Origin of the sequence: Kocuria sp. UBA1838 (genome assembly GCF_002338785.1) — a bacterium.
Classification (GTDB): Bacteria; Actinomycetota; Actinomycetes; order Actinomycetales; family Micrococcaceae; genus Kocuria; species Kocuria marina.
The window spans coordinates 241,789-260,616 of sequence record NZ_DDIY01000017.1 but is presented as its reverse complement, the minus strand read 5'-3'; the positions used below and the strand labels follow the sequence as shown (position 1 = coordinate 260,616).

Below are 18,828 nucleotides of genomic sequence, written 5' to 3'. Positions count from 1 at the left end.
GGGTGCGCCTCAAGGCGGTCCAGGCGCTCGTCCTCCGTGAGGGGCTCACCGCGCAGCCGGCGCGCCGTGACGCGCAGATCCGTGAGCGCGAGCAGCACCAGGGCGACCGCGAGCGCCACGGACAGCACGCCGAAGATGTTGACAAACCCGTAACTCAACTCCACGTACTCGGCGCCGACCGCATGGGTGAACAGGGACTGCATACCGTGGGCGGTGGAATCCGGGAGGAAGAACCCGAAGCACAGCGTGATCACCCATGAGGCCACCGCGGTGAGCATGCCCCGCCGGCTCATGGCGTGGGACGGGTAGCTGAGTGCGTCCCGACGGAACAGCGCCGCCGCGATGACGTGTAACAGCAGGATGGGCAGCCCGATCGCCGCCGCGTAGACCGGGGTGAGGGAGCCGAGCAGACCCGCGACGCCCCGGCCGAAGCCGACCCACAGGGCCAACGCCGCGGCCACCGCGATCATGATTACCGGGAAGGCGCCGGACAGCGCGGATCCCGGTCTGTGATGGGCGGACGCGGGATCGGAAGCACTCATACGTCCATCGTAGGGCGCGGTCCGTGTCGGGGCGGGCACGTACCGTGGAGTCATGAGCACCCACGACTTCCCGCAGGCCGTCCTCTTCGACCATGACGGCACCCTGGTGGACACCGAACCGCTGTGGGAACTGGGCAAACAGCGGATCGTGGCCGCGCACGGGGGTGAGTGGACCGAGCGGGACACCCAGGACACCCTGGGCAGGCCGCTCGCGACCACCGTGGAGCGGTTGAGCGCGCTGGGCGTACCGGGGTCGCTGGACGAGGTCTACCGCGAGTTTTACGGGGTGCTGCAAGCGGTGTTGGAGGAGAACCCGCCCACGTTCATTCCCGGGGTCGTACCTCTCCTGGAGGACCTGGAGCGTGCCGGGATCCCCGCGGCGATCGTCACGAACGCGACCTCCGAGGTGGCCCGCTACACCGCGTCCCTGGCCCCGGACAACCTGTTCCGGGTGATCATCGGGGACCAGGAGGTGGCCCAGGGTGTCAGGCCCAAACCGGATCCGGACGCGTACCTCGAGGCCGCCAGGCGTCTGGGCGTGGCGCCCGGGGCGTGCGTGGTCGTGGAGGATTCGCCCTCCGGCGCGGCGTCCGGCGTGGCCGCGGGGATCACCACGGTCGTGGTCCCGGGGGTGCAGCAGGTCCTGCCCGGACCCGGCATCGTGCACGTGGCCGATCACGCGGCGCTCACCCTGGACTTCCTGCGCGGTCTGGCTCCTGCATAGCGCGGCGGCATCCCGACGACGCCGCCTCCGGCCCCGGGGTTCGCCGGTAAACTGGGGTCCCATATCCCACCCCCGATGCTTCCGAAAGGTGGCCATGACCTACCCCCTGGCTGTGCTCTTCGACCACGACGGCACCCTCGTGGACACGGAGCCCCAATGGGCGGCCGCCAAGCGCAAGGTCGCGCAGCGGTACGACCAGAGCTGGACCGTGGAGGACGATCACGCGACCCTCGGGGGGACCGTGCCGGATGCGGCCCGCAAGTTCGTGGAACGCGGGGCCACCGATTCCGTCGAGGACATCACGCAGCAACTCGCCGAGCACGTGATCGACAGCATGGACGACCGTGTACCCTTCCTGCCCGGCATGCGCTCGCTGTTGAGCGAACTGAGCGAGGCCGGTATCCCGGCGGCGATCGTCACGAACGCGCTGAGCTCGGTCGCGGGGACCACCGCCGCTGGTGCCCCGGACGTGCTCACCCGGATCGTCTCCCAGGACGACGTGACCCGTCCCAAGCCGGATCCCGAACCGTACCTCACGGGTGCCGAACTGCTCGGGGTCGCCCCGCGGAATTGCGTGGCCATCGAGGACTCGGAACCGGGGGTGCGCAGTGCGGTTGCCGCGGGCATGACCGTGGTGGTCGTCCCGGGTGACAAGCCCGTCCCTGACGGCCCGCACCGGGTGTTCGTCAACGCGCACGAGGACGTCACCCTGGACTTCCTGCGCTCGCTCACTCCTCCGGAGTAGGCCCGCGGGCATGATGCCGGAACCGCCCCGGCCCGAACCAGCAATAGAGAACTCCCGGTCCGATGACTCATCGGACCGGGAGTTCTCCACTGGGAAGCGCAGTTCCGCGAGCACCGTTCCACCCCGGGGTCGAGGTGGGACAGCGCTCGCGGCGACCCTCGCCGAGCGATCAGCGAGTGGGCTGACCCGCCCGGTTGTTCTCACGACGCCGCTGCGCCGCCGCCGTGGCGCGGTCCGGAACCCGGTCCGCCCCGTGGCCGCGCTGGGCGGAACCGCCGCGGGCGGAGCGGGACGCGCCGGTGCGTGCGCTACCGGAGGCCGCGCCATCGACGCTGCCACCGCGGCGTCGTTCGCTGGAGCGAGCCTGCGAACGCCCGTTCGAGGGACCGCGCCCGGCACCGGCGTCGCCGGAACGAGTACCGTTGCCGCGTCCGGCGGCCTGAGCGGAACCGCGACCGCGGCCCCGGCCCGAACCGCCACGGCCACCGCGGCGGGACCCGGAGGCACCCCCGCCGGAACGGGAAGCGGAAGGCGAGCCACCGGTCGCGCCGGCCGGGGTGGCACCCGGCGCAACGCGCTCGGCGCGCTCGCCCACGAGGTCCTTCACGACCTCGGAACCGGGTGCGACCTGGTCCACGCGGGGCGTGACACCGGCCTTCTTCATGAGCTTGTTGACGTCCGAGCGCTCCTCGGTGGTCGCGATCGTGATCACGGACCCGGAGGCGCCGGCCCGCGCCGTGCGGCCGGAACGGTGCAGGTAGGACTTGTGCTCGGCGGGCGGGTCGATGTGCACGACGAGTTCGACGTCGTCCACGTGGACACCGCGCGCGGCCACGTCCGTGGCCACGAGGACCCGCACGTCACCCGCGGAGAACGCGGCGAGATTGCGGTCCCGCGCGCCCTGGGACAGGTTACCCTGCAGGTCCACCGCGGGGATCCCGGCCTGACTGAGCTTCTTGGCCATCTTCTTGGCGCGGTACTTGGTGCGGGTGAACATCATCCGCCGGCCGGTGCCCGACGCGAGGGTCTCGATCAGCGCTTGCTTGTGATCGCTGTCGGTGACCAGGACGTGGTGGTCCATGGTGGTCACCGCGGCCTGGGCGTTGTCCGCCGAGTGCAGCACCGGGTCCTTGAGGAACTTCTTGACCAGGATGTCCACGCCGTTGTCCAGGGTCGCGGAGAACAGCAACCGCTGGGAGCCCTTGGGGGTGCGAGACAGGATCCGGGTGACCACGGGCAGGAAGCCCATGTCGGCCATGTGGTCGGCCTCGTCCAGGACGGTCACGCGGACGTCGTCGAGCGTGAGCAGACCTTGCTTGATGAGGTCCTCGAGCCGGCCCGGGCAGGCCACGACGATGTCCACACCGCCCGCGAGCGCCTTCTCCTGGTGCTTCTGGGAGACACCGCCGAAGATTACGGTGGTGTTCAGCCCCGCGGCCTTGGCCAGGGGCGCCACGGTGCGATCGATCTGGGTCGCGAGCTCACGCGTGGGAGCCAGCACCAGGCCGGTGGGGCGGTTCGCCCGGCGGGCCACGCGGGACGAGCCGGGGGCGAGTCCCGCGAGCCGGGACACGAGCGGCAGCGCGAACGCGACCGTCTTGCCCGAGCCGGTGCGGCCGCGGCCGAGCACGTCACGCCCGGACAGCGAATCGGGGAGAGTTTTCTCTTGGATGGGGAAAGCTTCCGTGATGCCCACGCGGGCGAGGTCAGCGGAAAGCGCCTCGGATACACCGAGGTCTTCGAAGGAATGAGACAAAGAACGTCTTTCAGGTTGGTCCGCGCGAAACGATTCCGCGCGCACGCGCCATGTTGGGGCGCGAACTGCGCGCCTCGGACCGGCGCGCCTCTACCCCGCAATGTGTACGGGGGAACCTGACCATTCTACACGCGTGCCGGAACACCCGTGACCCGCGGGTGTCGCCGCTACTCAGACCGCCGTGTACCCGCCGTCCACCAGGAAGTAGCCCCCGGTGATGAAGGACGCGCCGTCCGAGAGCAGGAACGTGGTCAGCTGAGCCACTTCCTGCGAGGTGCCCAGCCGCCCCATGGGGTGCTTGTCGATCAGTTCCGACAGCGTCTGCGGGGGCAGGTTCTTGAGCAGCGGGGTGTCGATGTAGGCGGGACCCACCGCGTTCACGCGTACGCCGCGTCGGGCGTAGTCCACGCCCGTCTGCTTGGTGAGACCCACCAGACCGTGCTTGGCCGCGGTGTACGCGCTGTTGCCCACGGCAGTGGCCACGGTGGAATGGATGGAGCCGATGTTCACGATGGCCCCTCCCCCGTGCTGTTCGATCACGGGCAGCTGGGCGTGCATCCCGTAGGCCACGCCGGTGAGATCGATCGCGAGCGTGCGCTCCCACGCCTCGATATCGGTCTCCCCGAGGGCCTCCATCTGCCCGCCCACGCCAGCATTGTTCACGGCGTAGTGCAGTCCGCCGTAGGTCTGCACCGCGAAGTCGACGGCGGCCACGGCGTCCTCGCGCTTGGAGACGTCCTGGTGGATCCCGGCGGCGTCCCCGCCGTCCGCCATGATGGCCTGGACCACGTCGTCGATCCCGGTGGCATCGATGTCCGTGACCACCACCTTGGCGCCCTGCCGGGCCAGGTGTTTGGCAATGGCCTCACCGATACCGGAGGCGGCGCCGGTGACCAGCGCGACACGGGACGTGAACTCTGGCATGACAACTCCTGGCGTCGAATCCATGGGGACCGCTTCCAGTCTCACCCGTGTCGCCGCCGACCACCAGGGCGTGCGGCAATGAGTCAGGACGCCGTCACTCGTCGTCCTCCGCGGCCTTCTCCGCGTCCCGCTCCGCACGCAGCTTCTGGGCGGCCTCTTCCTCCTCCGCCTTCTGTTCGCGCACGACCTCGGTGAGCAGCTTGGTCATCTCCTTGGCCACACCCGCGGCGGACTGGGGGTTCTGCCCCGTGACGAGGCGCTCGTCCACCTGGACGTTCTCCTCCCAGTTGTCGGCGAGCTTGACCGTGGCGCCCTGTTCCTCGAGCTTGTCCTGGAGCAGGTACGGCACCACGTCCTGCTTGCCCACGGCTTTCTCCTCCGCATTGGTGAATGCGGCCACCTTGCGCCCGGACAGCAACGCCACGCCCGTGCCGAGCTCCACGTCCACGAGGCCGGCGGGGCCGTGGCACACCGCGCCCACCACGCCACCGGAGTCGTAGACGGACGCGATGAGCTTCTGCAGGTCCGCGTCCCCGGTGAAGTCCCACATGGTGCCGTGCCCGCCCACGAGGTAGACGGCGTCGTACTGGGAGGGGTCCACCACGGAGACCCGCGGCGTGTTGTAGAGGGACGCCTTGACGGTCTCATCCTGCGTGAACTCCACTTGGACGGGGTCGTCCTCCTGGACCTCGTCACGCGGGGGCTGACCCCCGGCGATCGAGGCGAAGTCCACGAAATAGCCGGCGTCCCGGAAGACCTTCCACGGGTGGGACGCCTCGGCCACGTTGTAACCGGTGGCCTCCCCCGTGTCTCCCAGGGTGTCCTGGCTGGTCAGCACCAGGAGGATCTTCTTCATGGTCTCGATGTCCATGGTTCTCCTTTCCGAGGGCGCGCGGTGCGCACGACGTGGCACCACAGTAGACATCGCACCGTGGGCGGCGTCCGTGCGTTCACTGTCGGCATGTTGCACCCACCCCGCCGCCGTGAAAAGGCCCGCTGTTAGGATGAACAGCGATCCCCGGTGGGTACCCAGGGCCCTGCTCCGCCCCCACCGCACCTCCCGACGAAAGGCTCAGTCATGCGCATTTCCAACGCCATCCTGCGCGGTGTCCCCGGCGCGTTCCTGCTCCAGTCCGGCTACGGCAAGCTCGGCATGGACGCCGAGTCCGCCGAGGGCCTCAAGCAGTTCGCCTCCACCGGTGTCCCCCAGTTCGCGGACTGGGACTCCCAGACCTTCACCAAGTTCATCGCCGGCACCGAACTGGCCCTGGGCACCGCCCTGCTGACCCCGTTCGTGTCCAAGCGCCTGGCCGGCGCGGGCCTGCTCGCCTTCAGCGCCGGGCTGCTGAGCATGTACTTCCGCAACTCGGACATGACCCAGGAGGATGGCATCCGCCCGTCCGAGCAGGGCCTGACGCTGTCCAAGGACGCGTTCCTGGCCGCCATCGGCGCGGCCCTCGTGCTGCAGAAGTAACGCAAGCACCACGCTTTCCCGACGACGCCGCAGTGGTCCGCCACTGCGGCGTCGTCGTCTTCCCTGCCGGGACCGCGCCCCCGGGACGCCCGCCGAGCTGCTACGTTAGTCAGCAATTCGCACCGTTGCTCACGGAAAGCTCCGTACCCCCATGGAAACCCTCCAACGCAATCTGGACTTCGTTCGTGACCTGATCTGGGGACCGTGGCTCCTGATCCCCCTGCTGCTGGGAACGGGGATCTTCCTGACGTTCCGCTTGCGTGGCATCCAGTTCCGACTCTTCACCAAGGCCATGAGCCTGGGATTCGGGCGCCGTTCCCGGGCCACCGGGGAGAAGGGCGACATCTCCTCCTTCGCAGCGATGTCCACGGCGCTGGCCGCCACGGTGGGGACGGGCAACATCGTGGGTGTGGCAGCGGCCATGTCCATCGGCGGCCCCGGCGCCCTGTTCTGGATGTGGATCACCGCGCTGTTCGGCATGGCGTCCAAGTACGCGGAGTGCTTCCTGGGCGTGCGCTTCCGCACCCGGGACACCGCCGGTCAGCTCACCGGCGGACCGCAGGTGTACCTGGCCCGCGGCATCCCCAACAAGTTCGGCCGCTTCCTGTCCGTGATGTTCGCGGTGTGCTGTGTAGTGGCCACGTTCGGGATCGGCAACATGACCCAGGGCAACGCGATCGCGTCCAACCTGGAACACACCTTCAACGTCTCCCCCGTGATCACCGCCGTGGTCCTGGCCGTGGGCACCGGGCTCGCCCTGCTGGGCGGGATCCAGTCGATCGCCAAGGTCACCACATACATGGTCCCGCTCATGATCGTGCTCTACATCGGTTCGGGGCTGTACATCATCGGCGTGAACTTCCAGGGGATCCCCGAGGCGCTGCGCCTCATCTTCACCGGCGCGTTCACCCCCATGGGTGCCACCGGCGGTTTCGTGGGCTCCACGGTGCTCATGGCCATCCAGATGGGTGCCGCCCGCTCCCTGTTCTCCAACGAGTCCGGCATGGGCACCGCCTCGATCGCCGCGTCCGTGGCGCAGACGAGCCACCCCGTGCGTCAGGGTCTCGTGTCCATGACCCAGACCTTCGTGGACACCCTGGTGGTCATCTCCATCACCGGTTTCGTGATCCTCACGACCGGAGTGTGGAACGGCGCGGACACCGCGACCATGACCTCCGTGGCGTTCTCCACGGGCCTGCCCGGTTCGTGGGGCGGGATCGTGGTCACCATCTGCCTGGTGCTGCTGGGTTACTCCACCGTCCTGGGGTGGGCGTATTACGGCGAGCGCAACGTGGAACGCCTCGCGGGTGCCCGAGCGGCCATCGTGTACCGCGTGGTCTTCTCCCTCGCGGCCGGTCTGGGCGCCCTCGCCCCGCTCACGCTCGTGTGGTCCTTCTCGGACATCATGAACGGGCTCATGGCCATCCCCAACCTGATCGGGCTGATCATCCTCTCCGGCCTGGTGGTCCGGGAGACCAACCTGTATCTGAAGAACGATCCCAAGTTCAACGCCACGACCGATCAGATCGACGCGTTCATGGGCACCCACCCCGGTGCCCTGGACGCCCAGATCCACCACACGGTGGACCTCTCCTCGGCCAACCCGGCGCTGTCGGAGACGGGTACGCTGCCCGTGGTCCCGCCCGCCGAGTCCCCGCGCGCCGGGGCCGCTACCGGTGCGGCACCGGGGGGCGACGCCGCGGCGTCGTCCGCCGAGCGCGACTGACGGTCCCGCACCCCGGGGCTTTCGCCCCGGGGCGTTCCCCGCGGGGTGCGGGCCGGGCCGAGCGGCGGTCTCCCCGGCGCTCTCGCCGGGCGCCAGCGACGTCGCGTGGCGAGAGCGCGCTCAGGTGTCGTGGGCGACGGGTGCCCGCTCAGGCGTCATGGGCGGCGGGATCCTGCGCCGTGAGCTCCTGCACCTCGATGCTCTGCACGAGGGTGTGTGACTCGCCGGCGGCGAGCCGGACCGGGGATCCCATCACGTTGCCCGCTTCCACGCACAGCATCTGCTGCCACTCGTCGTCCGCGAAGTCCGCCATGGCCACGGACTTGTCCGCCCAGGGGTTCCACACCACGGTGCTGTCCGAGCCCTCCTTGGTGATCACGAGGGTGCGACCGAGCTCGGGGTCGGAAACCCGCACCTCGCCGCGATGGGCGAATACGGCGTCGGTCTCGCCCGTGATCGCGAGTTCCCCGCTCTGGCGCCGCTGCTCCTTGGCCACCTTGTCGTAGTAGGAGACACCCTCGAGGCCGGTCACGCTCACGCGCCGGGAATCGCCCACGTGGAGGTAGCTGTGCAACGCCTCCTCGAAGTCGAAGGTCCCGGTGCCGGTGTTCGTCACGGTGAGCGCCATACGCAAGCGGGCGCCCACGGTGACCCGGAACCGGGCCTCGAACTCGTGGGGGAACGTCTTGCGCAGGTGCTCGGCCACGTCCGCGGGCGTGAGGGTGAACTCGGCGTAGGCGTGACCCTCGGTGTCCTCCCCCTGCTCGGCGAGCTGCCACTCGGTGATCCGCGCGAACCCGTGCGCGGGGTCCATGTCCCCCGTGCGCCCGGGGCCGAACCACGGGAAGCAGATGGGGACACCGCCGCGGACCGCTCTGCCCGTCTCGTTGTAGGAGCGGGAGGAGACCCACAGCACGGGCTCGTGATCCTCCGGTGCCCACGACACCACGTGCGCGCCGTAGCTCAGGACGGATCCCGAGCCGTCGGCGCAGGACAGGGACAGGGGTTCCGGCAGTCGAGTCATGTCCCCAGCTTAAGCATGGGGTGCGTGCTGAACAGGGGCCAGGCGTGTTCTATCGGGACGGGTGTTCGTGCTCCACGGGGCGGGCCATCTCCTGCTTGAACCACTCGAAGGTCTGCCGGTGGGACTCCGTGCGGCGTACGAAGGCCCACGAGATTCCCAGCACCACGAGCCACGCGGCCACCGCGACCAGCCCCGTGGCGGTCTGGGGATCCGTGCTCAGCGCCCACGCCACGAACACGAAGAACGCGAGCACCACAGCGCACATCACCACGCCGCCGGGCATCTTGTACTCGGAGGTGGCGTGGCGCTCGGGGAACTTCATGCGGTAGCGGATGTAGGAGATCAGGATCATGGACCACACGAACACGAACAAGAGGGACGCCACGGACGTGATCAGCGTGAACGCCTCGATGATCGAGTCCCCCGCGTAGAGCACGGGGATGGTCAGCAGCAGGATGCCCGCCGTGAGGTACAGGGCCCGCACGGGCACGCCCACGCGGTTGAGCCCCTTGAAGATCCCGGGTGCGCTGCCCTCCGCGGAGAGACCGAACATCATCCGGGACGTGGAGAACACCCCGGAGTTGGACGAGGACATCGCGGAGGTCAGCACCACGAAGTTCACCACGGACGCGGCGCCCGCGAGCCCGGCCAGCGCGAACATGGCCACGAACGGGGACTGCTCGGGGTTGATCGAGCGCCACGGGGTGACCACCAGGATGGCCAGGAGGGATCCCACGTAGAAGATGAGGATGCGCACCGGGACGGAGTTGATCGCCCGGGGAAGGGTCATGCGGGGATCACGGGCCTCGGCCGCGGTGGTGCCCACGAGCTCGATGCCCACGAACGCGAAGACCGCGATCTGGAACCCCGCGACCACGCCCATGGCGCCGTTCGGGAACCACCCGCCGTCGTTCCACAGGTTCGCGAGCTGGGCGGTGTACCCGTCCGGGGATGCGAAGTGGGTCAGCGCCATGATCGCACCCACCACGATCAGGGCCAGGATGGCCACGATCTTGATGAGCGCGAACCAGAACTCCATCTCCCCGAAGTTCTTCACGCTCACGGCGTTGAGCAGGAACACGATGAGGACCACGAGGACGGTGGGCAGCCACAGCGGGACGGCCGCCCACCAGAACTGGACGTAGCCCGTGATGGCCACGAGCTCGGCGATCGCCGTGACGATCCAGCAGAACCAGTAGGACCAACCCACGAAGAACCCCGCCCACGGGCCGATCAGATCGGCGGCGAAGTCCGCGAAGGTCTTGTAGCGCAGATTGGACAGCAACAGCTCGCCCATGGCGCGCATCATGAAGAAGAGGAAGAAACCGATCACCACGTAGATGAACACCACGGCCGGGCCCGCCAGGGAGATGGTGCGCCCCGATCCCATGAACAACCCGGTGCCGATCGCACCGCCGATCGCGATCAGTTGGATGTGTCGATTGCTCAGGCCCCTGCTGGGCTCGGAGTGCGTGTGCGGCGGCGACACCGCGGTGGAGCTGTTCGTCATGGAGTCAGAGGGTACTCCGGGCGGGCGCCCAACTGTAGCGGGGCCTGCGCCCGGGTGTCGGGAACAGCTGAGGCCCGAAACGGCAGGGGATCCGCGGATCACATGCCGTTTCGGGCCCTCGCTGTTCAGCGCCGTCGGGACCGAGGGCCCCGACAAGCTCGGCGGGCGGGCGGAGCGGCGGTCAGCGCACGCGCTGCGCCCGCTCCGGGCGTCCGGAGTCGGTGGAGACGTAGCTGTCGATGGCCCCGGGGCGGCCCTCCATGAACCCGTCGATCTGCAGCTTGTCCGCGCGCAACTGCGGGTCGTTGCGCAGGTAGTGCTTGGTCTCGCGGGCGATCAGCCCGGAGAGGATGAGCAGACCCAGCAGGTTGGGCAGCGCCATGAGCCCGTTCATGAGGTCCGCGAAGGACCACACGATGGCCAACGGCACGCTGCAGCCCACGAACACGATCAGCGAGAAGAATACGCGGTACGGCATCACGGACCTGCGGCCGAACAGCCGCTCCATGCAGCGCTCGCCGTAGTAGGCCCAGCCCAGGATCGTGGAGTACGCGAAGAGGATCAGGCCCAGGGTCACGATCAGGTGGCCCCACCCGCCGGGCAGCCCATGGCTGAAGGCGTCCCCGGTCATGGTGGCCGCGAAGTCCTTGCCCTGGTCCCACACGCCGGTGGTCACGATCACGAGGCCCGTGCAGGTCACCACGATGATGGTGTCGATGAACGTCTGGGTCATGGACACCAGGCCCTGACGGACGGGGTGAGTGGTCTGCGCGGCCGCTGCGGCGATGGCCGCGGACCCCATGCCGGACTCGTTGGAGAAGATGCCGCGGGCCACACCCATCTGCACCACCAGGATGATCGCGGATCCGGCGAAGCCGCCCACCGCGGAGTGCCCCGTGAAGGCCGTGCTGAAGATGCTCCCGAACGCCGCGGGAACGGACTCGATGTTGACCGCCAGGATGTAGAGCGCGCCCAGGACGTAGAAGACAATCATGATGGGCACGAGCGCGGCGGTGACCTTGCCGATGGACTTGATCCCGCCCACGAGCACGAGCAGCGTCAGCGCCGCGAGCGCGAGGCCCGTGACCCACACGGGCACACCGAAGGAGGACTCCACGTTCGCGGAGATGGAGTTGCCCTGGGTCATGTTGCCGATCCCGAAGGACGCGAGCACCGCGGCGATCGCGAAGAACAGGGAGAGGAACTTGCCGAAACCGTTGGGGATCCCGCGGAACAGGTAGTACTGCGGACCGCCGGAGATCTCGCCCTTGGCGTCCCGGGTGCGGAACCGCACGCCCAGGAAGGCCTCCGAGTACTTGGACGCCATGCCCAGCACGCCCGTGACCCACATCCAGAACAGGGCGCCGGGGCCGCCGATCGAGATGGCCGTGGCCACGCCCACGATGTTGCCGGTACCCACGGTCGCGGCGAGCGCCGTGGTCAATGCCTGGAACTGGGAGACGTCACCGCCGGGGGCGTCCTTGTCCTTGCGTTCGAACAACGCGAGGCGCAGTGCGGGGATCAACTTGGTGATCTGCAGTCCGGACAGCCGGATGGTCAGGTAGACGCCCGTTCCGAGCAGCAGCGGGATCAGGAGGAACGGCCCCCACACGAACCCGCCGATCGTGTCGAGAATGGATTGGAGCGAATCGAGCATGAAGGTGTCCCTCGTTCAACTGGGGCAGGATGCCACGGACGGTGTGTGAACAATGTCACTGTCCCGGACAGTGAACCACATCCCGCGCGGTTCCGGGCCCGTCGGCGCGCGGAGCGGGGGCCATGTCGCACGGCTCGCGGGACGACGCCGCCGGGTCCGGGCATTCACCCGACGGGCGACACCGCCGGGTCGGGACATTCACCCGCCGGACGACGCGGCCGGGACGGGACATTCACCCGCCGGACGACGCGGCCGGGACGTCCGCCCGACGGACGACGTCGCAGCGCCGGGCGGTTCACCCGACGGGCGTCCCCTGCCGGCGCGCCGTGAGGACCAGCCCCACGGAGATCATGGCGCACGCCGCCATGCTCAGCGCCATGGGCACCGCGGTGTACTCCCCGCCGAGGCCCGTGAGGGGCGTGACGAGCCCGGCCAGGATGAACTGGGCCATGCCCACCACGGCAGAACCTGTGCCGGAGAGGTGCAGCCGTTGGGCCTGGCGCTGGGCCATGGCCACGGCGTTGCCCAGGACGAGTCCCATGCAGGACTGGGCCAGGAACAACAGCACCAGGGTGATCGTTCCGATCACGCCCAGCACCACCAGGACCATGTTGAGCACGGAGAAGGTTGCGAGTCCCGTGACCCCCACGAGCAACAGGGAGGAGGGGTCCCGACTGCCCACGAGCTTGGTGTTGACCACTCCCATGGTGATCGAACCGCACGCGTTGATCGCGAAGATCACGGAGTAGACCAGGGCGCTGAAGCCCAACACGTTCTGGATCACGAACGAGGACGCGGAGATGTAGGAGAACAGCGCACCGAACGCGAAGGCGAAGCTCAGGGCGTAGAGCGTGAAGTGCCGATCACTGATCATCTGCCGGGCGTTGCGCAGGATGCGCCCCAGCCCGCCCCGCGAGCGTTGCCCCGGCGGGAGGGTCTCCGGCACGATGAACACCGAGCACGCGAGCATCACGGCCCCGAAGATCGCGAGCACCCAGAACACCACGCGCCAGTCGGCCACGGTCGCGATCACACCGCCCGCGAGCGGTGCGACCACGGGTGCCAGGGACGTGATGAGTGCGAGCACCGAGTACAGCTGGGCCGCGCGGTGGCCGTGGGCGATGTCCGAGACCACGGCCCGGGCGATCACCACGCCCGCCGCCCCGGCGAGACCCTGCACGAACCGCAGGGCGAGCACCCAGTGGATGTCCGGGGCCACGATGATCCCCACGGACGCGAGCAGGAAGATCAGGTTCCCCGTGACCATGAGTCTGTGCCGCCCCAGCACGTCCGAGAGCGGGCCCAGCAGGAATTGCCCCAGCGCCATGCCCACCATGTACGCGGTGAGGGTCAGCTGGATCATGCTGGCCGGGGAGCCGAACCACTCGCCCATCTCCGGCATGGACGCGAGGTACATGTCCGTGGCCAGCGGGCTCACGGCGGAGAGGATGCCCAGGGCGCCCACGAGCACGATCCAGTCCAGGCGCGGGCTCAATCCCAGCCTGCTGCGACCGGGCTCGGGGAACGCGGGGTTCTGGGTCATGCGGGCTCTCCTGGCACGCGCCTGGGCGCTGAGGGGTGGGCGGGTTGTTCAAATAGTAGGTGCCGCGGGTCACCCGATCCCCTCCTGTAACGCCCCCCGCGCCTAGGATGATCCACGATGGAATCCAGCGATCGCACCCCTGACACGTCCGCGCACGACGCGGCCCTCCCGGACTCCCCGGGCAGCGCCCCGGAGGCGTCCCCGGCCCCCGAACACCGCACCGAACAGCCCGCCGAGGCCCGTGCGGCCGGTGCCGCGCCGTCGTCATCCGAGCACACCGATGCCGATGCCACCCCGACGAACGACGGCGCACCGACTGACGCCGGCGCTCCGACGGGTCCCGCCGCGGCGACCGGCGGTGCCCCCGCGGGCGTGGCGTTCCCGCGGCAGCCGTACTCGTTCGTGCGCCGCGGTGACCGGTTGTCCCCCAAGCGCCAGAAGGCGTGGGACGAGCATGCGGACGAGTGGGTCCTGGACATCCCCCGCGTCATGACCGACACCTCCGTGGATCCGGCCTACCGACTGGACAGGGAGGCCGTGTTCGGCCGTGTGGCACCGGTCGTCGTGGAGGTGGGCTCGGGCCTGGGCGAGGCCATCGTGGCCCATGCGGCGGCCCACCCGGAGCTGGACCACCTGGCCGTGGAGGTCTACAAGCCCGGTGTGGCGGATCTACTCATGAAGGCCGCCCAGGCCGGCGTGACCAATGTGCGCGTGGCGCAGGCCAACGCCCCCGAGGTGCTCGAGCACATGCTGGAACCCGGTTCCGTGCACGAACTGTGGGTCTTCTTCCCGGACCCGTGGCACAAGACCCGCCACCACAAGCGGCGCCTAGTCTCCCCCGGTTTCGCCGAACTGGCCGCCCGCGTCCTGGAACCGGGTGGACTGTGGCGGTTAGCCACGGACTGGCAGGAGTACGCGGTGGTGATGCGCGAGGTCCTGGACGACGCGGACGCGGACTTCGAGAACGTGCATCCGGGTCCGCTCGCGGACGACGAGCACCCGGACGCCGGGTGGGCCCCGCGCTGGGAGGGCCGGATCCTCACGAGTTTCGAACGCAAAGCCACGGAAGCCGGGCGGATCCCGCGGGACCTGACCTACCGCCGTCGTTAGCCGGACCCGGGGCGAACCGGTCCGGGGGCCTACTGTGGGAAGGTCCCTGACCGACCGACCCGCAGGAGTCCCGGTGTCCTCCAGTACACGACCGTCCCACCCGTCGGACGCGGAGCCCGAGCCCTCGCCACGCGGGGGCGCCCGCAAACCGGCGAACCGCAAGGACGCCACGCGCTCGTTCCTCGACGAGATCAACTACCCCCACAACATCCACCCGGCCGTGGTGCCGGGCGTGTCCGTGGAGGACCAGAAGGTGCGCTACGGAATCGACAAGATCGTGGTGGGCGTGGCCGGCGGGTTGATCGTCGCGTTCATCGGGTGGGGTGTCGTGGACACCGCGTCACTCACGGCCGTGTCCGGTGCGGCGCTGAACTGGACGATGCTCAACATGGGGTGGGCGTTCAACGTCCTGGCGATCGGGCTGTTGCTCTACCTGCTGTACATCGCGGTGTCCCGCTACGGGCGGATCCCGCTGGGCCTGGACGGGGACCGGCCCGAGTACTCCACGGCGTCGTGGGCGGCCATGCTGTTCGCGGCGGGGATCGGGATCGGGATCATCTTCTTCGGCCCTTTCGAGCCCATGACCTACTTCCTGTCCCCGCGCCCGGGTTCCGCGGACCCCGGCACGGTGGACGCCATGAAGAAGGCCTCCGCGCAGGCCGCGCTGCACTGGGGGCTCAACGCGTGGGCCATCTACGGTCTCGTGGGCGTGGCGGTGGCCTACACGTCCTACCGGCGCGGACGCGTTCCACTCATGAGTTCCGTGTTCGCACCGTTCTTCCACAACGGCAACACCGACAACCTGGCCGGCCGGATCATCGACATCCTGGCGATCCTGGCCACCCTGTTCGGCACCGCGGCGTCCCTGGGCATCGGTGCCCTGCAGATCGGGCGCGGTGTGGAGATCTTCACGGGTCTGGGCCCCTCGGGCAACGCCGCGGCGGTCGTCATCATCGCGGTGCTCACCGCGGGGTTCATCGCCTCGGCGGTCTCGGGCGTGGCCCGCGGGATCCGATGGTTGTCCAACATCAACATGGTCCTCGCCGTGGGTCTGGCACTGTTCTTCTTCGTCCTGGGACCCACCGCGTTCCTGCTCAACTTCGTGCCCTCCGTGATCGTCACGTACTTCGCCGAGCTGCCCACCATGCTGTCCGCGTCCATGTCGGACGGCCCCGAGATGCAGGCGTTCCTGTCCTCGTGGACCACGTTCTACTGGGCCTGGTGGGTCTCCTGGGCACCCTTCGTGGGGGTCTTCGTGGCCAAGATCTCCCGGGGCCGCACCATCCGCCAGTTCATCCTGGGGGTGCTGTTCATCCCCTCGTCCATCGTGGTGATGGCCTTCACGGTGCTCGGCGGGACCGCCATCCACCAGCAGATGCAGGACCACGCGATCGCCCCGGACGGCACCGCGCAGACCCTGCCGGCCCCGGAAGAGATCTTCTTCACCGTCCTGGACGGCATGCCCGCGGCCGGCATCATGGCGGGAATCGTGGTGCTCATGCTGGCCATCTTCTTCATCACCACCGCGGACTCCGCCTCCGTGGTGACGTCCCAGATGTCCCAGCGGGGCAACCCAAACCCCAAGCGGCGGATCACCGTGTTCTGGGGACTGTGCATGGCCGGGATCGCCGTGGTGATGTTGTTGATCGGCGGACAGAACGCGCTCACGGGTCTGCAGAACCTGATCACCGTCACGGCCCTGCCGTTCACGCTGATCATGTTCGTCATGGCCGTGGCCTTCCACAAGGACCTGCGCCGGGACCCCATGGTCATCCGCGAGCAGTACTCGCGCTGGGCCGTGGACAAGTCCGTGCGCCACGGCATCGACGAGTACGGGGACGACTTCACGTTCTCGGTGGAGCGCGCCCCGGACAGCAAGTGGGCGGCGGGCGCGGACTTCGACTCGAGCGCCCCGGAGGTCACCGAGTGGTACCGGCGCACGGACGAGGACGGCAACCCCGTGGCCTACGACTACGAGACGGGCGAGTTCACCGATTCGCACGACGTCGTACACCCCGGCGAGCGCGCGGCAGCGCCTAGGGTGGAACCCGACGCACCCTCCACGGACCCCCAGAGAAAGTAGCCCCGCATGTTGTTCCTGGCCCGCATGGACGTGGTCTTCCCGGAATCGATGACCGACGAGACCAAGGCTGATTACCAGCACCGCGAGAAGGCCTACTCCGGTGAACTCCAGCGCACGGGTGTCTTGAAGGGCATCTGGCGCGTGGTGGGCGAATACGCCAACTACTCGATCTACGACGTCGAGGACAACGACGAGCTGCAGACCGTCCTGTCCGGGTTCCCCATGTTCGCGTACATGAACGTCAAGGTGACCCCGCTGGCCAAGCACCCCAACGCCACCACGGACGACTTCTTCGACGGCAACACGATCCAGAAGTAGTCCTTCCCGGTACCCCGGATGACGAGATCCCTGCGGCCCTTCCCGAGAGGAGCCGCGGGGATCTCGCCGTTCGCGGGTCGTCTACTTCTGCGAGCCGCGCAGCTTCGTGGTCGACGACGACGTCGCATCCCGCCGCACGGACGCCGCGTCCCGGCCCGGGGCCGCATCCCGGCCCAGTATGGCGTCCCGGCCGGTGGCCGCAGCCTCGGGCTTGGCCGGGCGGTAGAGCATGAGCGCCTGGGACACCTTGCGGGGTGAGCGCCGGGTGCCACGGGCCATGCGCACCACATCCCCGGCGGAACCGGCGGTAAAGATCATGTCCCGCTCCTGCCGCGCCCGGCGCTCCCGTTCGAGTTCCTCGGACAGTTCCGTGACCCGGGTCTGCAGCGCCTGCACCTGGTTCTCGAGCTGGATGATGCGCTTGATCCCTTCGAGGGACACGCCCTCCTGGGAGAGCTCCTGGATCTGACGCAATTTCTGCACGTCCAGCTGGGAGTACCGGCGGGCCCGCCCGGAGGCCCGGGACGGGGTCACGAGACCCATGCGGTCGTACTGGCGCAGAGTCTGGGGGTGCATGTCCGCGAGCTCCGCGGCCACCGAGATCACGAACACTGGCTGGGTGAAGTCGATGGCCATGTCAGAGCGCCGCCTCCTCGCTCAGGTTCGCGCGGGGGTCGAAGTCCTCGGTGGCCCGCGCGAATTCCTGCAGTGCTTCCCGTGCGGCATCGTCCAGGTCTGCCGGGAACTGGATCTGCACCGTCACGATCATGTTGCCCGTGGTGGACCCGGACGTGAAGCCCTTGCCCTTGACACGCATCCGGTGCCCGGACGACGTCCCCGCGGGGACCCGCACGGTCACGTGGCCCTCGTCCAGCGTGGGCACCTGCACGGTGGTCCCGAGTCCGGCCTCCGCAGCGGTCACCGGGATGTCCACGTGCACGTCCTGGCCCTCGCGGGTGAAGAACGGGTGCTCCTTGACCTTGACGGTCACGAACAGGTCCCCGTGGCCACCGGGCCCCGAGTGTCCCTTGCCCGCGATCTTCAATCGCTGCCCATCCTTGACGCCCTTGGGCACGCGCACCGTGGTGGACTGGCCGTTGCCCCGGCGCAGTTTCACCGTGGTGCCGTTGTACGCGGAACGCAGCGGGATCGTGGTCGTGGTGTGGATGTCCTCACCCTTGGCGGGCGGTGCCTGGTAGCCACCGAATCCGCCCTGACCCCCGCCGAATCCGCCCTGGCCGCCACTGAAGCCCCCGCCGAACCGCGAATTGCCGCCCTGGCCGCCGAACTGCGCGAACAGGTCCTCGAACCCGCCACCCCCGGAGGTGGAGTAGCTCCTGCGGCCACCGCCGCCGTTGAACAGACCCCCGAAGAGGTCCTCGAACCCGGCGCCGCCAGCGTTGCTCGCACCACCGGGGCCACCGGCGGTGAACCGCGCCCCGGAACCCATGGCCCGGATCGCGTCGTACTGTTTGCGTTCCTCGGGGTCCGACAGCACCGAATTGGCCTCGGTGATGTCCTTGAACTTCTTCTCCGCGGCCGCATCCCCCGGGTTCTGGTCCGGGTGGTACTCGCGGGCCAGCTTGCGGTAAGCCTTCTTGATGTCCGCCTGGGATGCGTCCTTGGAGACGCCCAGGACAGTGTAGAAATCTTTGTCGATCCAGTCCTGACTGGCCATGACGCCTCCTTCCT

Annotated in this window: 17 protein-coding genes; 7 read left to right on the top strand and 10 right to left on the bottom strand. The window is 68.8% G+C overall.

Annotated features, from left to right (window positions below; genetic code table 11):
• Window positions 1-542, bottom strand: a 542-nt coding sequence (locus B3I25_RS10280; protein ID WP_286738865.1) for a hypothetical protein, incomplete at its 3' end; no start/stop codon positions are given.
• 52 nt (window positions 543-594) lie between these two features.
• On the opposite strand from B3I25_RS10280, the gene B3I25_RS10275 reads away from it, so the two are divergent.
• Together B3I25_RS10275 and B3I25_RS10270 are read left to right on the top strand one after the other, a co-directional pair.
• Window positions 595-1,266, top strand: a complete 672-nt coding sequence (locus tag B3I25_RS10275) for an HAD family hydrolase (protein ID WP_131332326.1) — start codon at window positions 595-597, stop codon at window positions 1,264-1,266.
• 94 nt (window positions 1,267-1,360) lie between these two features.
• Window positions 1,361-2,011 carry an HAD family hydrolase gene (locus B3I25_RS10270; protein ID WP_064846343.1) on the top strand — a complete coding sequence of 217 codons (651 nt, stop codon included), beginning with the start codon at window positions 1,361-1,363 and terminating at the stop codon, window positions 2,009-2,011.
• Window positions 2,012-2,180: 169 nt separating this feature from the next.
• Here the strand turns inward: B3I25_RS10270 and B3I25_RS10265 are convergent, their stop codons facing one another.
• The 3 genes from B3I25_RS10265 to B3I25_RS10255 form a co-directional block, all read right to left on the bottom strand.
• On the bottom strand, window positions 2,181-3,767 hold the full coding sequence (locus B3I25_RS10265) for a DEAD/DEAH box helicase (protein ID WP_286738862.1): 1,587 nt from the start codon (window positions 3,765-3,767) through the stop codon (window positions 2,181-2,183).
• Window positions 3,768-3,938: 171 nt separating this feature from the next.
• Window positions 3,939-4,691 (bottom strand): SDR family NAD(P)-dependent oxidoreductase, encoded by a 753-nt coding sequence (locus tag B3I25_RS10260; protein WP_064846341.1) that lies wholly within the window; start codon window positions 4,689-4,691, stop codon window positions 3,939-3,941.
• 94 nt (window positions 4,692-4,785) lie between these two features.
• Window positions 4,786-5,562 carry a type 1 glutamine amidotransferase domain-containing protein gene (locus tag B3I25_RS10255; RefSeq protein WP_098053724.1) on the bottom strand — a complete coding sequence of 259 codons (777 nt, stop codon included), beginning with the start codon at window positions 5,560-5,562 and terminating at the stop codon, window positions 4,786-4,788.
• A gap of 207 nt (window positions 5,563-5,769) precedes the next feature.
• Between B3I25_RS10255 and B3I25_RS10250 the strand changes: the two genes are divergently transcribed.
• Window positions 5,770-6,165 (top strand): hypothetical protein, encoded by a 396-nt coding sequence (locus tag B3I25_RS10250; RefSeq protein WP_085106171.1) that lies wholly within the window; start codon window positions 5,770-5,772, stop codon window positions 6,163-6,165.
• 151 nt (window positions 6,166-6,316) lie between these two features.
• Window positions 6,317-7,891: an alanine/glycine:cation symporter family protein gene (locus B3I25_RS10245; RefSeq protein WP_286738860.1), complete on the top strand. Its 1,575-nt coding sequence runs from the start codon at window positions 6,317-6,319 to the stop codon at window positions 7,889-7,891.
• A gap of 148 nt (window positions 7,892-8,039) precedes the next feature.
• Here the strand turns inward: B3I25_RS10245 and B3I25_RS10240 are convergent, their stop codons facing one another.
• From B3I25_RS10240 to B3I25_RS10225, 4 genes are all read right to left on the bottom strand, one after another.
• The gene (locus B3I25_RS10240) at window positions 8,040-8,915 is read right to left on the bottom strand and encodes a D-hexose-6-phosphate mutarotase (protein ID WP_206398640.1); all 876 of its coding nucleotides are present in this window, start codon (window positions 8,913-8,915) and stop codon (window positions 8,040-8,042) included.
• 49 nt (window positions 8,916-8,964) lie between these two features.
• Window positions 8,965-10,425: an amino acid permease gene (locus tag B3I25_RS10235; RefSeq protein WP_286738859.1), complete on the bottom strand. Its 1,461-nt coding sequence runs from the start codon at window positions 10,423-10,425 to the stop codon at window positions 8,965-8,967.
• A gap of 181 nt (window positions 10,426-10,606) precedes the next feature.
• Window positions 10,607-12,082 (bottom strand): alanine/glycine:cation symporter family protein, encoded by a 1,476-nt coding sequence (locus tag B3I25_RS10230; protein ID WP_286738857.1) that lies wholly within the window; start codon window positions 12,080-12,082, stop codon window positions 10,607-10,609.
• 295 nt (window positions 12,083-12,377) lie between these two features.
• Entirely contained in the window at window positions 12,378-13,625 is a 1,248-nt protein-coding gene (locus B3I25_RS10225) for a multidrug effflux MFS transporter (protein WP_286738856.1), read from the bottom strand.
• A gap of 117 nt (window positions 13,626-13,742) precedes the next feature.
• Here B3I25_RS10225 and trmB point away from each other — a divergent pair, with 117 nt between their 5' ends.
• The 3 genes from trmB to catC all read left to right on the top strand — a co-directional run bounded on the left by trmB (window position 13,743) and on the right by catC (window position 17,136).
• A complete protein-coding gene (trmB, locus tag B3I25_RS10220; protein WP_240505558.1) occupies window positions 13,743-14,735 on the top strand; it encodes a tRNA (guanosine(46)-N7)-methyltransferase TrmB in 993 nt (330 codons plus the stop codon).
• Window positions 14,736-14,808: 73 nt separating this feature from the next.
• Window positions 14,809-16,818 (top strand): BCCT family transporter, encoded by a 2,010-nt coding sequence (locus tag B3I25_RS10215; RefSeq protein WP_082943300.1) that lies wholly within the window; start codon window positions 14,809-14,811, stop codon window positions 16,816-16,818.
• 6 nt (window positions 16,819-16,824) lie between these two features.
• Complete coding sequence (catC, locus tag B3I25_RS10210; protein ID WP_286738853.1) at window positions 16,825-17,136, top strand: muconolactone Delta-isomerase; 312 nt, start codon at window positions 16,825-16,827, stop codon at window positions 17,134-17,136.
• A gap of 81 nt (window positions 17,137-17,217) precedes the next feature.
• Here catC and B3I25_RS10205 read toward each other — a convergent pair whose 3' ends face one another.
• Window positions 17,218-17,772, bottom strand: coding sequence for a heat shock protein transcriptional repressor HspR (locus B3I25_RS10205; RefSeq protein ID WP_241180606.1), 555 nt, complete (start codon window positions 17,770-17,772; stop codon window positions 17,218-17,220).
• 1 nt (window position 17,773) lies between these two features.
• A complete protein-coding gene (locus B3I25_RS10200; protein WP_286738852.1) occupies window positions 17,774-18,814 on the bottom strand; it encodes a DnaJ C-terminal domain-containing protein in 1,041 nt (346 codons plus the stop codon).
• Between the last annotated feature and the right edge of the window lie 14 nt (window positions 18,815-18,828).